The following is a 17,183-nucleotide window of genomic DNA, read 5'->3' as shown; positions in this document are numbered from 1 at the left end:
TCGCTGCTTCCAAGCAGATCTCCAGATTTCTCTGCGAGAATGTCCTTCAAGCCCACATGTTCCACGATAAGAAAGTCGATTGTGCGCAAAATACTCTCCATTCTGCTACCTGCAGCCTTGCTCCTGACGGCGTGCAGCGGCGACGCTGATTCCGGATCGGACAGCCTGGACGACATCACCGTGAAGGCCGGCGCCGAGGGCGCCGCACCCACGGTGGACTTCTCCGCCCCGCTGGAACTGCCCGAATCGAACGCCGAGGTGATCACCGAAGGCAAGGGCGACGGCGCTGCCGACGGCCAGTGGATCCGGTACCGGCTGCTGGCCAAGGATGCCGTCACCGGCGAACAGCTGGGCGAGACCTACTCCGGCCCGGTCGACCAGACAGTGGAACTGAGCGAAGGCTTCAAATCCGCCGACCCCTCGCTGTACAACGCGCTGCTCGGCGCAAGTCCCGGCAGCGAGATCGCCTACTACGTCCAGCCGCCGGAAGCCACCAGTGCTTCGGCCCCCGCGCAGAACCCGCAGCTGCTCTTCCTGACCGTGCAGGACGTCCGGGACAAGGCGGTTAAGGCCGACGCGTCCGAAGTCGCCGAACTGGACAAGGCCGGCAAGCTGCCTGAGATCACGCTCGACAAGAAGGGCGTTCCCTCGGTCAAGATCCCCGAGGGCAACGACGCACCGGACAACCTCATCGTCAAGGTGATCGACGAAGGCGACGGTAAGCAGGCCACCGAGACCAGCACGGTGAAGGCCAACTATGCCGGCTGGAACTGGTCCGAGGGGACCGAGTTTGACTCCAGCTACTCCCGCGGAGAAGCTACCGAATTTCCGCTAGACGGCGTGATTGAAGGCTGGACCAAGGGCCTGACCGGGCTCAAGGAAGGCGCCAAGGTCATGCTGTCCATCCCCACCGAAATGGCCTATGTTCAGGGTCAGGGAGATGCTGTCGGAGACCTCATCTTCTATGTGGAGCTGACCGACGTGAAGTAGTGGCCGAGCCTGGACGGTACGGTAACGTAGCCGTCGGCAGCACTGCATACACGTCACAAGCAAGAGAGGTTCAGCATGTCTTTTGGCAAGCGCGACTATGACCGCACCAAGCCTGAAATCGAATTTCCCGGGACCGAAACGCCCCAGGACCTGGTGATCGAAGACATCATCGTGGGCGACGGCGCCGAGGCGAAGGCCGGCGACACCGTCTCCACGCACTACGTGGGCGTGGCCTGGTCCACCGGCGAGGAATTCGATGCTTCCTGGAACCGCGGCGCACCGCTGGACTTCCGCGTCGGCGTCGGGCAGGTCATCCAGGGCTGGGACCGGGGCCTGCTGGGCATGAAGGTCGGCGGACGACGCCGGCTGGAGATTCCGGCCCACCTGGCCTACGGCGACCGCGGCGCAGGATCGGCCATTGCGCCGGGCGAGTCGCTGATCTTCGTGGTCGATCTGCTCGGCGTCCGCTAGGTCCGCCGACCGCCTGAACAGGGGCGGAGCAACGGTGAACGTTAGGTCATCGTTACTCCGCTCCTGGTGGTTAACTTCGTTCCGAATGCCCGCTAGCCAGTAACGTTTCAACTATGTCCGCCTCCAAAACCGAACGACTCCTGAACCTGCTGATCGCGCTGTTGGAACGCCGGCGCGGCTACAGCAAGGAGGAACTGCGCGCGCTGATTCCGCCGTACCGCGAGGCCACCAGCGACGATGCCTTCAACCGCCTGTTCGAGCGGGACAAAGAAGACCTGCGCGAAATGGGCGTCCCGGTGGAGACGTTCCCGGACGACACGCTGTACGAAAACGACCAAAGCGGGCTGCGCTACCGGATCGACCGGCACAAATACCGGCTGCCGGAACTGCAGTTCAGCCCGCAGGAAAGCGCCGTCCTCTCGCTGGCATCGCGCCTCTGGCAGCAGGCCTCGCTGGGGTCTGCCGCCGCCCGCGCAGTACGCCGGTTGGACGTCCAAGGGGCGCTGGCCGAGGGCGACCCGCTGATTGGCGTGGAGCCGCGCATCAGAACCGCGGAACCGGCTTTCGAAGCCATGCTCAAGGCCGTGCTCGAGCACACGCCGGTCTCCTTCGATTACCGGTCTCCCCGGGACGGGCAGCCGCAGCAGCGGCGGGTCGAACCCTGGGGGTTGGGCAACCGCTACGGCCACTGGTACCTCGCCGGCCGGGATCTGGACCGGGACGCCCAGCGCACCTTCCGGTTGTCCCGAATCACCTCCACCGTTAAAAAGCTGCCCGGGACCTACAGCATTCCGGAGGGCTTCACCATGCGTGCTGTGCTGGCGGAACTTCAGGCGCCCCAGGACAATGGCACCGCGGTGCTGCTGCTCCGCGAAGACAAGGCCAATTCGCTGCGTGCGGCCGCTTCAGCGGTCGAAGCCGTTCAGCCGCCTGCAGGCTGGGACGCGGTCGAACTGGGCTACGGCGACGTGGAAGTCCTCGCCGAGGAAATTGCCTCGCACGGCGCCAACGCCTGGGTGCAGGAACCGGACGAGCTGCGCGGCGCGGTGGTCCGCCGGCTGGAAGGCGCCCTGGCCGCCGCAGCCGATGCCCCGCCGTCGTACACCCTCAAAGACGACCCTGCGCGGCCGTCACGGAAGTCCGGCTCCCTGGACCATCTGCCGCGGCTGTTGGATCTGGTGTCCTACGTCACCGCAAACCCCGGGGTGCCGCTGGAGGAGACCGCGCAAAAATTCGGCATCAGCACTACCCAGCTGATCAAGGACCTCAACCTGCTGTTTGTCTGCGGGACCCCCGGCTACGGTCCGGACCAGTTGATCGAGGCGTTCTGGGAGGACGGCACGATTTCCATCAGCAATGCCGATGAGATCGACAAGCCGGTGCGGCTGAGCCTCGACGAAGCGCTCTCGCTGGTGGTGGGGCTGCAGGCACTGGAGACCGTCCCCGGGGTAGGGGAGCAGCCGGCCCTGCGCAGCGCACTCAGCAAACTGCTGGCGGCGGCCGGCGGGGTTGCCGGCCGGCACGCCGCCGTCGCGGCGGATCTGGCCGCCGAGGAACGCGCGCCGGAAGTGCTCGCCCTGCAGGAGGCTGCGGCCGCGCGACAGAGCGTGGAGATCGACTACCTGGTGCCTTCCCGGGACGAAATCACGTCCCGCCGGATCGATCCACTGCGGGTCTTCGCCGTAGACGGCCACTGGTACACCGAGGCTTGGTGCCACCGGCAGCAGGCCGTGCGGCAGTTCCGCGTAGACCGGATGCGGTCCCTGACCCAGACCGGTGAGTCGTTTGAGCCGCCGGCGGCGCGCAGCAGCGAATTCCCTGACAGCCTGTTCACGCCGCAGGAGACCGACCAGGTGGTGGTGTTGCGGATCTCAGAGCGCCTCGCCGAACTGGCCGATCAATACAACGCCCGACGCCGTGCGGTGCTGCAGGACGGATCGCTGGCGGCCGAAATCCGCTTGTCCTCCACAGCTGTGCTGCCCGGCTTGGTGGCCAGGCACGGCGGCGAAGTAGTCGTGCTGGAGCCGGCCGACGTGGTGCAGCGCAGCCAGGAATGGCTGGGGCAGGCGCTGGACGTGTACAGCTCGGCTGCGTCTGGCAGCGGAAGCTAGAGTAGACAGCATGCCGCTTTGGTTCTGGATTCTTCTGTGGGTTGCCCTCTGTGCGCTGGCACTGGTCTTCATCGGCCTGCTGGGCTGGCGGATCTTCCGCCAGTTCATGCGAACTTTGCGTGAATTCGAGTCGGCGGCGGACCGGCTGTCCAGTGGCCTGCAGTCGGAACCGCCGGTGGCTGAACCGCACCAGCCCCGACCGGCACTCTTCGCGGATCCTGCCGTGCTCAAGGAGGAATATGCCCTGGGCAAGGAGCAGCGCCGGGAGCAGCGGCGGGAGCGTCGGGTGGCCCGCCGGGAGGCCCGCGGGCAGCGGCAGTCCCTGCACGACCTGCGGCTTTCCTGACCCTGCCATGACATAAGATGTAGGAGACGAAAGGAACCACGCATGGGACGACTCTTCGATAACCCTTGGACCATCATTATTCTGGTCATCATTGTGCTGCTGCTCTTTGGCGCACCGAAGCTGCCGGGCCTCGCCCGCAGCGTGGGTCAGTCTATGCGCATCTTCAAGTCCGAAGTGAAGCAAATGAAGGACGACGACGCGTCCGCTTCCGCTGCGGACTCGGAGCCGGTCGAGGGCCGTGTGGTCAACCCACCGCGCAACAACACTGATAACCGCGGCCAGGCGCCGAATGCGAACGGTGGATCCCCATCGCCGCACCAGCAGTAAGGGCCGTGGCCGGTAAGAAGGGCCGAAAGGCCAACCCTGAGGGGCGGATGCCGCTCAAGGCCCACCTCAAAGAACTGCGCAACCGGCTGATCATCGCCGGCATCGCCGTCCTGCTGGGGGCCATTGCCGGCTGGTTCCTCTATGACCCGGTCATGGTGGCCGTCCAGCAGCCGCTGATGGAAATCTCGGCGGAAAAGGGCCGGCGCGCCGAAATCAACTACGGCAGCGTCGGCTCGCCCTTTGACCTGAAAATCCAGGTCTCCATTTTCCTGGGCCTGCTGGTCAGTTCGCCAGTGTGGATCTACCAGATCTGGGGCTTCATCACGCCCGGGCTCAAGACCAAGGAACGTCGCTACACGCTGGGCTTCATGTTCGCCGCCGTGCCGCTGTTCCTGCTCGGGATCTACTTCGGCTGGATTGTCCTGCCGGAGATCGTGAAGGTCCTGACCATGTTCACCCCACAAGGCGGCGTGAACCAGATCCTGGCCACCGACTACCTGACGTTCGTCATGCGGATGTTCCTGTCGCTCGGGATTGCGTTCCTGCTTCCGGTGGTGCTGGTAGGCCTGAACTTTGCCGGTCTGTTGTCCGGCCGCAGGGTGATCAAGAGCTGGCGGATCGTGGTGTTCGTGGTCTGCCTGGTCGCGGCCATGGCGGCCCCCGGACCCGACGCCATGTCCATGTTCCTCCTGGCCGGACCCTTATTGGCGCTGTTCTTCGTGGCAACAGGCATCAGCCTGATCAACGACAAGCGCCGTGAGAAGCGGCGCGCTGCGCGCGAGGCGGACATCACAGCCACGCTCGACCAGGCTATGCCCCTGGACCAGGCCACGCCGCTGGATAAAGCAACGCCGCTGGACCAGTTGAAAGCCGACGACGGGAAGCCGGACGGCGCCCGCTAGTGGCTTTCGGCTCGTCGAGCCCGGAGCTGCCCTCAGGCACGGTGGTTTAAACGGATAGTCTTTTGGTATGAGTTCTCCATCCGAACGCTATCTGGCAGCCGCCGAACGGGTGGCCTTCTCCAAGACCCGGTTGTATTCATTCAGCCAGACTCTCGGATTCGAACTCGATCCGTTCCAGCGCGAAGCTTGCGAAGCGCTTGAGCTCGGGCGCGGCGTGTTGGTTGCCGCCCCCACCGGCGCCGGCAAGACCGTCGTCGGCGAGTTTGCGGTCTACATGGCGCTGCAGCGGGGCTTGAAGGCTTTTTACACCACGCCGATCAAGGCGCTGAGCAACCAGAAGTACAACGAACTGGTCGCCACCTACGGAGCGGAACGCGTCGGCCTGCTGACCGGCGACACCTCCGTCAACCCGCATGCGGACGTCGTGGTAATGACCACCGAGGTGCTGCGGAACATGCTGTACGCCAACTCCGACACATTGCTGGACCTGGCCTACGTGGTGATGGACGAGGTCCACTATCTGGCCGACCGCTTCCGTGGTGCGGTGTGGGAAGAAGTCATCATCCACCTTCCCGACGACGTGCAACTGGTCTCATTGTCGGCCACCGTATCCAATGCGGAAGAGTTCGGCGCCTGGCTGGATACCGTCCGCGGCGACACCGACGTGGTGGTGTCCGAGCACCGGCCGGTGCCGCTGTGGCAGCACGTGATGGTCGGCTCCGATTTGTTCGATCTCTTCGCCGGCGACATCGCCTTCGATGAGTCGGTGCCGGAATCCGGGGCCGGCAACAGCCGTGCCTATGAAGTGAACCCTGAGTTGCTGAAGCTGGCTTCGGCCGAGCACAAGCTTAACCGCAGCGTCAACTGGGGCCGGTCCGGCGGACGGCGGGGACGGCGTGCCCCGGAACCTCCCCGGCAGGCGTTGACCCGGATCCGGCGCGCCAGCCGCCCGCAGGTGATCGCCAAGCTGGACAGCGAAGGGCTGCTGCCGGCGATCACCTTCATTTTCTCCCGCAACGGCTGCGACGCCGCCGTGAAGCAGTGCCTGGAGTCCGGGTTGATCCTGACCACGGAGAAGGAACGCGGCGCCATCGTCCGCCGGGTGGACGAAGCCGTGCAGGACATTGCCGAAGAGGATCTGGACGTGCTCGGCTTCTGGACCTGGCGCGAGGGCTTGTCCCGCGGGTTTTCGGCCCACCACGCCGGCATGCTTCCCACGTTCAAGGAAGTGGTGGAGAAGCTATTTGCCGACGGGTTGGTGCGCGCAGTCTTCGCTACCGAGACGCTGGCGCTGGGAGTGAACATGCCGGCCCGGTCCGTGGTGCTGGAGAAACTGGACAAGTTCAACGGCGAGGCACACGTCGACATCACGGCGGGGGAGTACACCCAGCTGACCGGCCGCGCCGGACGGCGGGGCATCGACGTTGAGGGCCACGCCGTGGTGCTGTGGCAGCCCGGCACCGATCCGGGTGCCGTGGCCGGCCTGGCTTCGCGGCGCACCTATCCGCTGAATTCCAGTTTCCGGCCGACCTACAACATGAGCATCAACCTGATCGCCCAGTTCGGCCGCGGTCCCGCCCGCGAGATCCTGGAGAGCTCGTTCGCGCAGTTCCAGGCAGACCGTTCGGTGGTGGGCCTGGCGAAGCAGGTGCGCAGCCGGGAAGAATCCCTGGCCGGCTACGAACAGGCGATGAGCTGCCATTTGGGCGACTTCACCGAGTACGCGCGGCTGCGCCGGGAACTGAACGACGTCGAGAAACGCGCCTCCCGCACTCAGTCCCGGCATCTGCGTTCGGCGGCCGCATCGTCGCTGGACCGGCTGCGCCGCGGGGACATCATCGACATCTCGGCAGGACGGAGCTTAGGCTACGCGGTGGTGCTGGACCGGGACGAATCAGCCCGCGAGCCCCGCCCGACCGTACTGACCCAGGAAAAGCACATCCGGCGCATCTCGGTAGACGATTTCCAGGGCCCGGTGGAGGTCCTGTCCAGCATCCGGATCCCCAAGTCTTTCAACGCGCGCAGCCCGAAGGAACGCCGCGACCTGGCGTCATCGCTGCGCAATGCCCTGCACGACAAGCGTCCGCCGCGTCGCGGGACCGAACACCGTGACTTTGTGGTGCCCGGCGGGCAACAGGCCGAGCGGCAGATCAACGACCTGCGCCGCAAACTCAAGGCCCATCCCTGCCACGGCTGCAGCGATCGTGAGGATCACGCCCGCTGGGCCGAGCGGTGGTGGAAGCTCCGCAAAGAGACCGACCAACTGGTCTCGCAGATCCAAGGCCGGACCAACACCATCGCCAAGACCTTCGACCGCGTCTGCCAAGTATTGGACAGCTATGGCTATCTGGAGACCGGTGGCGACGGCGTGGCGATCAGCCCGGCGGGAGAACGCCTCCGGCGGATCTACGGGGACCGCGACCTGTTGGTGGCCCTGTGCCTGGAGCAGGACGCCTTCGCAGGGCTCGGCGCCGCAGAACTGGCGGCCTTCGTCTCCTGCCTGGTGTATCAGGCCAAACGTGAAGAGGCCGGCATTCGGCCCAAGATGCCCTCGCCGGCGATGGAAGCGTCGGTCAGCATCGCGGTGCGCGAGTGGTCGCAGCTGACCGACCTTGAGGAGCAGCACCGCTTGCCGCTGAGCGGGGAGCCGGAACTGGGACTCGTCTGGCCGATCTACAAGTGGGCGAGCGGCCGCTCGCTGCAAACAGCCCTCAAGGGAACTGACCTGGCTGCCGGCGACTTTGTCCGGTGGGCCAAGCAGGTGATCGACCTGCTGGACCAGTTGGTCAAGGTTCCCGCGATTGATCCACAGCTAGCGGCGCGCGGCAGGCAGGCCATCGGCCAGGTCCGCCGCGGCGTCGTTGCCTATGCCGCCGTGGCCGACTAGCCCGGCCCGCCGCTGTACCCCCTGAAAGGATCTCCATGAGTAAATCCGCCCTGCCCGCCGCCTCGGGTCTCACGCTGTACCGCAATGGCAGCATCTACAGCGCGGCCGACCCATATGCCACGGCCATGCTGGTTGACGGCGGCACCGTTGCATGGATCGGATCCGAGCATGCCGCCGCGTCCATAGCGGACAACACCATGAGCATCGTCGACCTGGACGGTCGGCTGGTGGCCCCCGGGTTCGTGGATGCGCATGCCCACGTAACCCAGACCGGCCTCGCCCTGTCCTCGCTGGATCTGGCCGCTTGTGCCTCACTGGCGGAACTGCTCGATGCGGTCGCGGCGGCTGCGCGACAGGACACCGGGCCCGTGCTGGGACACGGCTGGGATGAAACTCAGTGGCCGGAGCACCGCGCACCGAGCGCTGCCGAACTGGACCGCGCCGCGTCGGGGGCAGAGGTCTTCCTGACCCGGGTGGACGTCCATTCAGCAGTGGTCTCGGCGGCGCTGGCGGCCCGGCTGGCGCTGGCCGAGGTGCCCGGATGGACCGCCAGCGGCACCGTCAGCGGGCCGGCGCTGGAACGCGCCCGGCACGCTGTCCAGGCACCCGCTGCCGGCCGTCGGGAAGAGCTCCAGCGCAAGGCCCTGCAGCACGCGGCTTCCCGAGGGTACGTCGCGCTGACGGAAATGGCTGCCCCGCAGCTGGGACCCGCCGAGGACCTGCTGGGACTGCTGGCACTGAGCGATGCCCAACCCGGACCCAGGATCCTGCCGTATTGGGGAGAGCTGATGACCTCGGCCGGACAGGTCACCGAGACCCTGGAACGCTTTGCCGGGCGCCTGCGGGGGCTCGGCGGCGACCTGACCATGGACGGCTCCATCGGATCCCACTCCGCGGCCATCAGCGCCGGCTATGCCGACCGGCCGGGCGAACATGGTTCGCTGTACCTGGAAACCGAGCCAGCTGCCCGGCATCTGGAGTTGACTGCTGAGGCAGGCATCCAGGCCGGCTTCCACGTGATCGGCGACGCCGCCCTCCTCCGGGTCTTGGATGCGCTGGATCTGGCCGCCGAACGCGTCGGTCAAGCGACGGTGCGGTCCGCCCGTCCGCGCTTGGAACACGTGGAGATGCTGCCTGATGGAGCCCTCGAGCGGCTGCTGCAGCATGGCGTGACGGCCAGCATGCAGCCACTCTTCGACGCGTATTGGGGCGGCAGCGACGGGATGTACGCCACCCGTCTTGGTGCCGACGCCGCCCTGGCGATGAACGCGGTGGGCACGATGCAGACCGCGGGCGTTCCGGTAGCCATCGGATCCGACGCCCCGGTGACCGAGCAAAGCCCGTGGGCGACCGTGAAGGCGTGCCTGGAGCACCACAACCGGGACGAGCAGATGTCTGCCCGGGCTGCGTTTTTGGCGCACACGCGGGCTGGGTGGCGGGCGGCAGGGGAGCGCAACCCGATGGAGGGGCAGCTGGCCCCGGGGACACCCGCCACCTTCGCCGTCTGGGATGCGGATGAGCTTTCCATCCAGACGCCGGACTCGCGGGTGTCTGCCTGGAGCACGGACGCCCGCGCCGGCACCCCCATGCTTCCGTCCCTGGACAATGGTCGGTTGCCGGAATGTGTCCGGACTGTGGTGAACGGAATAACCATCCATGACGCGCTTTAGCGCGGGAAGCGCCGCGGCGCGGTCCAGGCCGCAAAGAGGGAAATCTGAATGAAATGTTTAATTTCTGCTCATTTCCGCAGCGAGGAGACCCGCTCTGACGTGCATCTTTGGACAAAACCGCAGGTCAGAGCGGTATTGACACTTCCTACATAGCCAGTAGGCTGAAGTCTCAGTGGGCCGGTATTTCTTCGCGGATTTCGGCCCGTGCCGGGGAGAGCGGCAGCTGGCGGTAGCCTGCCTCTGTGCGGTTGCACCCTTTGCCCCTTGACGAACCGGCACTTTCCAGGGTAGGTCCGCATGTCAGTAGAAAACATGTCTGCGTTCCCCTACAGGTTTGCTTTCGTGGCCCGAAGGCATGCGGACCTACCCGCCCTTCCTCCCGTTACCGGCCGCCCGGTCCGTCTGCCAACTGGCCATCCGGGCGATGGCCTATACTGGACCGTCGATGTGGAAGCCCTTTGGGCACCTCACGCATCATGGAATCTGCGGTTTGCAGCACAACGTTCGAAAGGCCACTGAGTGCGGGTCGTCACCATCATCCCGACGTACAACGAGATTGAGTCCCTCCCGAAGACAGTAGCCCGCCTCCGCTCCGCCGAACCCGGCTCCGACATCCTGGTGGTCGACGACAATTCACCGGATGGCACCGGTGCCCTCGCCGACCGGATGGCCGCTGAAGATTCCGCCATCCATGTGCTCCACCGCGAGGGCAAGGCCGGGCTGGGCGCAGCCTACATCGCCGGATTCCGCTGGGGCCTCGACGCCGGCTACGACGTGCTGGTGGAAATGGACGCCGATGGCTCCCACCAGCCGGAAGAACTGAACCGGTTGCTGTCCGCGCTGCGCGAGGGCGCAGACATGGCCAAAGGCTCACGCTGGATCCCCGGCGGCAAAGTCGTCAACTGGCCCATCCACCGCAAGGCCATTTCGCTGGCTGGCAGCCTGTACTCGCGGCTCATGCTGGGTGTGACCGTCCGCGACATCACCGGAGGCTACAACGCCTTCAAGGCCCAGACCCTGCGCACCATCGATCTTGCTGCCGTGGAATCCGTCGGTTACTGCTTCCAGATCGATCTCACCTGGCAGACCCTGAAGTCAGGACTGACAGTCCGCGAAGTTCCGATCACCTTCGTCGAGCGGGAGTACGGCGACTCGAAGATGAGCGGTGCGATTGTCGCCGAGTCGATTGTGCTGGTCACCAAATGGGGGATCGCCGACAAGTGGCGCAGGCTTCGCGCCAAGAGGGCCTGAGCCGCGCAAGCGATCCGGACCCGGGCAAGCGCAACAGAGGCAGACATAAAAGCAGAGGGAGCAACCCGGATTCCGGGTTGCTCCCTTTAGCTTTAGCGGCTGAGAGGCGAGGCGTTAAGCGGTGCGCCGTTCCCCGCGGCGTTCGCGGAGCTTGGTCAGGCGGTCTTCGAGGATCTGTTCCAGTTCCTCCACGCTGCGGCGCTCCAGAAGCATGTCCCAGTGGGTGCGCACTGGCTTGGCATTCGGGTCAACGGGCCTTTCACCGTCAACCAGGAGCGCCTCTTTGCCGGATTTGGAGACCCAGACTGCGGGAATCTCGGCCTCTGCGGCAAAAGTGACGAACACCTGCTCGCCATCCTCGCAACGGTACTCAACGCGCTGGCGCGGAGCCGGCTCGACACCGGATTCAGTCTCCATGCTCTGCGCTCCGAGGCGCATACCCCGCAGGCTACGATCGCTCATGATCTCTCCCTCTTGTCTTGTGGCGGACCCGGTGCTTGGACCACGTCCGCGATGGCTCGCTAACACCCTCAACGTCGGCGGGCGGCCGTCTGTTCCCGGTCGCAGATGATAATGGCAATCTGCTCCACGTCAAGGATGGTTATGAGCGGCAACTTCCCGGCAAACAACCCATTATAGTCCGCACCCCTGTTTCAGGTAAAACGCCTCCGGGCTGCTGCGGATCCCGGCGGCCATGGGCTGCCAGTCGCCTCGGCTGCCGGGTCCTTCATAAGGTGCGGTCGTGGGGCCTAACCGCGCGGTTGGTTGTCGGCTGCGGAGACGGCCGGCGTGCCGTCCTCCGGAACCGCGGCGCCCAGCACGCTGCCAATGCCCTTGAGTGCTTCGCCGACCTCACTGGGGATAATCCAGAGTTTGTTCGACTCGCCTTCGGCAAGCTTGGGCAGCGTCTGCAGGTACTGGTAGGCCAGGAGTTTTTGGGTGGGGTTGCCCTTATGGATGGCATCGAACACCTTTTGGATGGCCTGGGCTTCGCCGTCGGCCCGCAGGATGGCCGCCTTGGCATCGCCTTCGGCCGCAAGGATGGCAGCCTGCCGCTGGCCCTCCGCGGTCAAGATCTGGGACTGCTTGAGGCCTTCGGCGGTCAGAATGGCCGCGCGGCGGTCACGTTCGGCCCGCATCTGCTTTTCCATCGAATCCTGGATGGAATGCGGTGGATCAATCGCCTTGAGTTCCACCCGTGAGACGCGGATCCCCCAGCGGCCGGTGGCTTCGTCCAGGACTCCGCGCAGTTGGCCGTTGATCTGGTCACGTGATGTCAGTGCTTCTTCCAGGTTCAGGCCGCCGACTACGTTGCGCAGGGTAGTGGTGGTCAGCTGTTCCACAGCCTGGATGTAGTTGGCGATCTCGTAGGTGGCGGCCCGCGCATCGGTGACCTGGAAATAGACCACCGTGTCGATGGAGACCACGAGGTTGTCTTCGGTGATCACCGGTTGCGGCGGGAAGGAGACAACCTGTTCGCGCAGGTCCAACAGTGGCAGCAGCCGGTCCACGAAGGGGATCAGGATGGTGAGTCCGGGGTTCAAGGTGCGCTGGTACTTGCCCAGTCGCTCCACAACGCCGGCCCGTGCCTGCGGGACGATCCGTACGGCCCGGACCAGGACGATCACGACGAACAAGATCAGGACCAGCAGCACGATCCAGATTGCGATATTGCTATCCATAGTTCCCCTCTAGGAGTGGTGTCAGTGACTCGGGTGCCGGAATCCAGCCCGGCGCGGGTCTTACTGGGCCGGGAGCGGCCCGTCTGTTCGTTGCGGTGTCACGACGGCGGTCGCGCCCTCGATCCGGGCCACCGAAACGCGCTGTCCGGCCGGAATGGCCGATCCGTCCGCAGACCTTGCGGTCCAGGTATCGCCGCCGATCTTGACCACGCCGGAATGGTCGGTGACGGATTCAAGCGTCATCGCTGATTCGCCAATCAGCCGGTCCACGTTTGTTGCTTGCTCCCGCGGTCCACGGCGCAGATGCCGCAGTGCGACCGGCCGGACGAATAGCACCATCAGCAAAGCGACGACGCAGAAGATGACCACCTGCAGCCAGAAAGGCAGCCCGAGCAAAGCCCCGAACAGGGCCACCAGTGCGCCGGAGGACATCATGATAAAAAATAGGTCAAGCGTCATCATTTCGACGATGGCCAAGATCAGGAACACGACCAGCCAGAGTACCCAGCTGTTGGCGACAAGCCATTCGATCATCAGTACTCCCAGATGTTGGAGCAGCCGCCGTTTCCTGAGCCTGCATCGTTCAAGCAGGCATCCACCGCGAGCTGCTGCTGCCCTTGATGCTTCCATCATGCCCGACGGCGGGGCGGGTCGGCGTGAAATTGGCCACTTGCGTGCGGGATTGGGCGTATCGTGGCCAAGTTGTAACCAGAACGGCGTTGCCGGGAAGTCAAGCCGCGGGGCTGGATAGGATGGTTCGGTGCTGAATACCGCGCCCCACCGTGTCTCCCGGAGCTTGCCATGCAGACCGTACTGACCAGCAGCCGATTGTCCCTGAGGACGCTGCGCCTGTTTGTCGGTCTCTTCGCCTACGGCATCGCGATCGCCCTGATGATCCGGGCCAGCCTCGGTTCCGCGCCGTGGGATGTGCTGAGCCAGGGGATAGCCCGGGCAACCGGCATGAGCTTCGGTTGGGCGACCGTGGCAATCAGCGCGGCTGTGCTGCTGCTCTGGATCCCGCTGCGGCAGAAGCCGGGCGCAGGCACCATCGCCAACGCACTGCTCGTGGGCTTTTTCGCCGACATTGGTTTGCTGGTCATTCCGCACTGGCATCATCTGGCTGCGCAGGTTCTGTCTTTCAGCGTCGGATTGCTGCTGCTGGCTGCCGCCAGCGCCCTGTACATCGGAGCTGGACTGGGCCCCGGACCCCGCGACGGCTTGATGACCGGCCTGCATGCAGTCACAGGGTGGCAGGTCTGGATAGTCCGGACCGGGATCGAGGCAGCGGTGACCTTAACCGGGTGGCTGCTCGGCGGCGTCGTCGGGCTTGGCACGCTGGTGTTCGTCCTGGCCATCGGACCGCTGATCCAGCTGTTCCTGAAATGGATGTTTGTCGACCTGAAACCGGCCGCCCGCAAGGACGCCTCCGCCGAGCCCGTCCACTGATCGTTCCCGTCCACTAAACCGGAAGGGGCATGAGGCCGTTGCCGGCGACGACGGGGCTATCCGCGGCCGAGGCGCCGATACGTCGACACGGTGAACCGCGCGGTCACCTCAAATCCGCCAGCGGCAGTCGCTTCAGCCGCGGCGGCCCGGATCTTTCCGGCATCGCTGTGGTGGGCGTTAGGTCCCATCATGACCAGCTGCACCATGTCCTCGGCGTCCAACTCCAGCGGCACCTGGAGCTGCACCGCGTCCACTTCCTCGAAGCCGTCGCCCAGGGTGCTGCCCAGCCGCTCCGCTTTGTCGGCATCCACGGCCAGCAGCGGTACCACGTCGCGCAGTTCGCCCAGGTGCCCGGGCGCTGCGGTGGCCACCACCAAATGGCCGCCGGGTTTCAGCACCCGAGCAAACTCCGCGGGATTTCGCGGCGCGAAGACATTGAGGATCAGGTCGGTGCTGCCAGCAGCCAGCGGAAACGGCTTCCACAGGTCCCAGACCACGCACAAGGCGTCCGGCAGGGCACGGGCAGCCCGGCGCAGGGCGAACTTGGACAGATCCAGCGCGAATGCCCGGCCATCCATCACACTTCGCAGCACGGCTTCAAGGTAGTAGCCGGTACCTGAACCGGCATCCAGCAGCACGGGTGCCTGCGTGCCGGCCAGGAGCGTGCCGGCGGTCGCCGCCAGTTGCCGGGCCAGCGGAGCGTAGTGTCCGGCGCCCAGGAACGCGTCGCGTGCGGCAACCATCTCGGCCGTGTCCGGAATAAAGCGGGTACCGCGGCCGGTGAGCATGTTGACGTAACCCTGCCGGGCGCCGTCGTACTGGTGGCCTGCCGCGCACCGCAGGCCTTGGGCCGGGACCCGCCCGGCGGCTTCCAGTTGTTCCCCGCAGACCGGGCAGAGCATCAGCGGGACCAGATCCAGGGGACGTACGGCGGAGGGCATGCTCCATCCTAGGCAGCGCGGTCAGCAGTGCGGCTGATTGGCTCCGGCCCGGCGATGAGACTAGGCTCACAAGGGTGAGATCTGAAGACATTGCTTTATTTAATTCGTTGTCCGGCCCAACACTCCATCCGGGCGGTAGCCGTGCGGCGGTGTCCGTCACCCATCCTGACTTTGCGTCGGACAGCTACGTAGGGCAATTGTGGGAAGTTCCGCTTGACGACGGCGGAGCGCCTCGCCGCCTGACCCGCGGCTTCAGGGACACCGCGCCGTGCTACTCGCCCGACGGCGGTTCGCTGGCCTTCCTGCGGGCGGCGGCACCGGGGGAGCGGCCGCAACTGATGGTGGTGGACAGCCGCGGCGGAGAGCCAGTGGCCGTCACCGATCAGAAGCTGGGGGTCTCCGCTTTCGTCTGGGCACCAGACTCCCGCCGCCTGGTCTTCGCCGCCCGCGTGCCGGCCCAAGGCCGGTACGGCACTTTGGACGGCGTGGGTCCCGGCGCGGAGGACGCCCGGCTGGTCACCGGCTACAAGTACCGGATGAACGGTGCCGGCTACACCGGCGACAAGCGCACCCACTTGTTCATGGTGGACGCGCCGGACCTGCAGGCGGAACCGGCGGTGGCGCCGGTAGGCCGGGCCCAGAAGGCCACCGAGGACGCCGGCGCAGAGTTTTCGGCGGTGGCCCCCGCACGGCAGCTCACCAGCGCCGACGCCGACCACGACAGCCCGGTCTTCAGCCCGGACGGGCGGACGCTGTACTTCGCCGCCGCGCTGCACAACAGCGCGGATGAAGATCTACGGCGCGACGTGTACGCCCTCGATCCTGAGGCCTCTGACGTGCAGCCACAGCTCCTGTCCAACCTGGCCGGCGAGGCCCTGGGCGCCGGTTCTCCTGCGCTCAGCAACGACGGCGACTGGCTGTTCTATCTGGGCAGTTCGATCGGCAACGGAACGGACTTCGTCGCCCGTAACACCGCACTTTATGCCGCCCCCGTGTCCGCTCCGCACGAGGTCCGGCGGCTGACCGATCCGGAAACGCTGGACCTGGCCGAGGGCGATCTGGTGCCCGCCGGGCCAGACTCGGTGCTGGCCGTGAACCGGCACCGCGGCTCCGCACAACTGTTGGAAGTATCGGCCACGGGCAGCATCACCGTCCTGGTCGACGGGCCACTGAATGTGTCGGCTGCTGCACACGCCGCGGGCCGAACGGTCGTCAGTTTTTCCGACGCCGGTACGGCAGGGGACGTGGGACTGGTCTCCGGCGCCGGCCTGTCCCGACTGACCGACTTCTCCGCAGCCCTGCGCAGCACCGGCCTTACCGAAGCCCGGGAAGAGGTCTTCGCGTCGGCCGACGGCTACCCGGTGCACGGCTGGGTGCTGCTGCCCGAGGGCGAGGGGCCGCATCCGGTGCTGCTGAACATCCACGGCGGGCCGTTTGCCCAGTACGGCTGGGAGGTGTTCGACGAGGCGCAGGTCTACGCCAAGGCGGGCTACGCCGTCGTGATGTGCAACCCGCGGGGATCCGCGGGCTACGGCCAGGCGCATGGCCGCGCCATCAAGGGTGCGATGGGGACCGTGGATATGGCCGATGTGCTGGCGTTCCTTGACGGCGCGGTGGCGAAGTACCCGCAGCTGGACGGAAGCCGGCAGGGCATCATGGGCGGTTCCTACGGCGGCTACCTGACCGCCTGGACGGTGTCCCAGGACCACCGGTTCGTCGCGGCCATCGTGGAGCGCGGTTATCTGGATCCGCCGTCGTTCGTCGGCTCCTCGGACATCGGCTGGTTCTTCTCGGATGAATACACCGGCACCGATCCGGAACAGGTCCGCGGCCAGAATCCCTTTGCCCAGCTGGACTCGGTGCGCACCCCGGTGTTCGTCATCCATTCCGAAGAAGACCTGCGCTGTCCGCTGGAGCAGGCCCAGCGCTATTACGTGGGGTTGAAACAGCGGGGCGTTCCCACCCAACTGCTGATCTTTCCCGGCGAGAATCACGAGCTCTCGCGTGCCGGCACCCCGTGGCACCGGAAGCAGCGCTTTGACGAAATCCTGCGCTGGTGGGCCGCCTACCTTCCCACCGAGCAGAACAACGACGGCGGCCTCACGGCAGCAGCCGGGGCGAAAGCAGCTGCTCCGGCGTAGGGTAAGCCGGTGCAGGCG

15 protein-coding genes are annotated in these 17,183 nt (G+C 65.9%); 11 read left to right on the top strand and 4 right to left on the bottom strand.

All coding sequences use genetic code 11. The annotated features are described in order from the left end of the window. Positions 1 to 81: 81 nt before the first annotated feature. The 9 genes from ACMX2H_RS06950 (at position 82) to ACMX2H_RS06910 (ending at position 10,955) form a co-directional block, all read left to right on the top strand. Positions 82 to 990: an FKBP-type peptidyl-prolyl cis-trans isomerase gene (locus ACMX2H_RS06950; protein ID WP_414959808.1), complete on the top strand. Its 909-nt coding sequence runs from the start codon at positions 82 to 84 to the stop codon at positions 988 to 990. A gap of 75 nt (positions 991 to 1,065) precedes the next feature. Beyond that, the gene (locus ACMX2H_RS06945) at positions 1,066 to 1,461 is read left to right on the top strand and encodes an FKBP-type peptidyl-prolyl cis-trans isomerase (RefSeq protein ID WP_414959807.1); all 396 of its coding nucleotides are present in this window, start codon (positions 1,066 to 1,068) and stop codon (positions 1,459 to 1,461) included. Positions 1,462 to 1,574: 113 nt separating this feature from the next. Next, entirely contained in the window at positions 1,575 to 3,572 is a 1,998-nt protein-coding gene (locus tag ACMX2H_RS06940; protein WP_414959806.1) for a helix-turn-helix transcriptional regulator, read from the top strand. Positions 3,573 to 3,582: 10 nt separating this feature from the next. Next, positions 3,583 to 3,918, top strand: a complete 336-nt coding sequence (locus tag ACMX2H_RS06935; protein ID WP_414959805.1) for a hypothetical protein — start codon at positions 3,583 to 3,585, stop codon at positions 3,916 to 3,918. A 42-nt stretch (positions 3,919 to 3,960) separates the two neighbouring features. Next, complete coding sequence (gene tatA, locus ACMX2H_RS06930) at positions 3,961 to 4,245, top strand: Sec-independent protein translocase subunit TatA (protein WP_414959804.1); 285 nt, start codon at positions 3,961 to 3,963, stop codon at positions 4,243 to 4,245. 5 nt (positions 4,246 to 4,250) lie between these two features. Then, positions 4,251 to 5,147 carry a twin-arginine translocase subunit TatC gene (tatC, locus tag ACMX2H_RS06925; RefSeq protein ID WP_414959803.1) on the top strand — a complete coding sequence of 299 codons (897 nt, stop codon included), beginning with the start codon at positions 4,251 to 4,253 and terminating at the stop codon, positions 5,145 to 5,147. A 67-nt stretch (positions 5,148 to 5,214) separates the two neighbouring features. Further along, positions 5,215 to 8,034 carry a DEAD/DEAH box helicase gene (locus ACMX2H_RS06920; RefSeq protein WP_414959802.1) on the top strand — a complete coding sequence of 940 codons (2,820 nt, stop codon included), beginning with the start codon at positions 5,215 to 5,217 and terminating at the stop codon, positions 8,032 to 8,034. Between the two features lie 35 nt (positions 8,035 to 8,069). Next, positions 8,070 to 9,704, top strand: a complete 1,635-nt coding sequence (locus ACMX2H_RS06915) for an amidohydrolase (protein ID WP_414959801.1) — start codon at positions 8,070 to 8,072, stop codon at positions 9,702 to 9,704. A 519-nt stretch (positions 9,705 to 10,223) separates the two neighbouring features. Then, positions 10,224 to 10,955: a polyprenol monophosphomannose synthase gene (locus tag ACMX2H_RS06910; protein WP_414959800.1), complete on the top strand. Its 732-nt coding sequence runs from the start codon at positions 10,224 to 10,226 to the stop codon at positions 10,953 to 10,955. 114 nt (positions 10,956 to 11,069) lie between these two features. Here ACMX2H_RS06910 and ACMX2H_RS06905 read toward each other — a convergent pair whose 3' ends face one another. The 3 genes from ACMX2H_RS06905 to ACMX2H_RS06895 all read right to left on the bottom strand — a co-directional run bounded on the left by ACMX2H_RS06905 (position 11,070) and on the right by ACMX2H_RS06895 (position 13,171). After that, complete coding sequence (locus tag ACMX2H_RS06905; RefSeq protein WP_136786730.1) at positions 11,070 to 11,417, bottom strand: RNA polymerase-binding protein RbpA; 348 nt, start codon at positions 11,415 to 11,417, stop codon at positions 11,070 to 11,072. A 287-nt stretch (positions 11,418 to 11,704) separates the two neighbouring features. Further along, positions 11,705 to 12,637 (bottom strand): SPFH domain-containing protein, encoded by a 933-nt coding sequence (locus ACMX2H_RS06900; protein ID WP_414959799.1) that lies wholly within the window; start codon positions 12,635 to 12,637, stop codon positions 11,705 to 11,707. A gap of 60 nt (positions 12,638 to 12,697) precedes the next feature. Further along, positions 12,698 to 13,171, bottom strand: coding sequence for an NfeD family protein (locus tag ACMX2H_RS06895; protein WP_136786728.1), 474 nt, complete (start codon positions 13,169 to 13,171; stop codon positions 12,698 to 12,700). A gap of 267 nt (positions 13,172 to 13,438) precedes the next feature. Here ACMX2H_RS06895 and yczE point away from each other — a divergent pair, with 267 nt between their 5' ends. Continuing rightward, a complete protein-coding gene (gene yczE, locus ACMX2H_RS06890) occupies positions 13,439 to 14,083 on the top strand; it encodes a membrane protein YczE (RefSeq protein WP_414959798.1) in 645 nt (214 codons plus the stop codon). A gap of 56 nt (positions 14,084 to 14,139) precedes the next feature. Here the strand turns inward: yczE and ACMX2H_RS06885 are convergent, their stop codons facing one another. Beyond that, complete coding sequence (locus tag ACMX2H_RS06885) at positions 14,140 to 15,024, bottom strand: putative RNA methyltransferase (protein WP_414959797.1); 885 nt, start codon at positions 15,022 to 15,024, stop codon at positions 14,140 to 14,142. A gap of 74 nt (positions 15,025 to 15,098) precedes the next feature. Between ACMX2H_RS06885 and ACMX2H_RS06880 the strand changes: the two genes are divergently transcribed. Further along, positions 15,099 to 17,165 (top strand): S9 family peptidase, encoded by a 2,067-nt coding sequence (locus ACMX2H_RS06880; protein WP_414959796.1) that lies wholly within the window; start codon positions 15,099 to 15,101, stop codon positions 17,163 to 17,165. The last annotated feature ends 18 nt before the right edge of the window (positions 17,166 to 17,183 follow it).

Source organism: Arthrobacter sulfonylureivorans (assembly GCF_047607445.1).
Taxonomy (GTDB): domain Bacteria; phylum Actinomycetota; class Actinomycetes; order Actinomycetales; family Micrococcaceae; genus Crystallibacter; species Crystallibacter sulfonylureivorans_A.
Note: the sequence above shows the minus strand (reverse complement) of the source record. Positions and strands in the feature narration are given on the sequence as shown.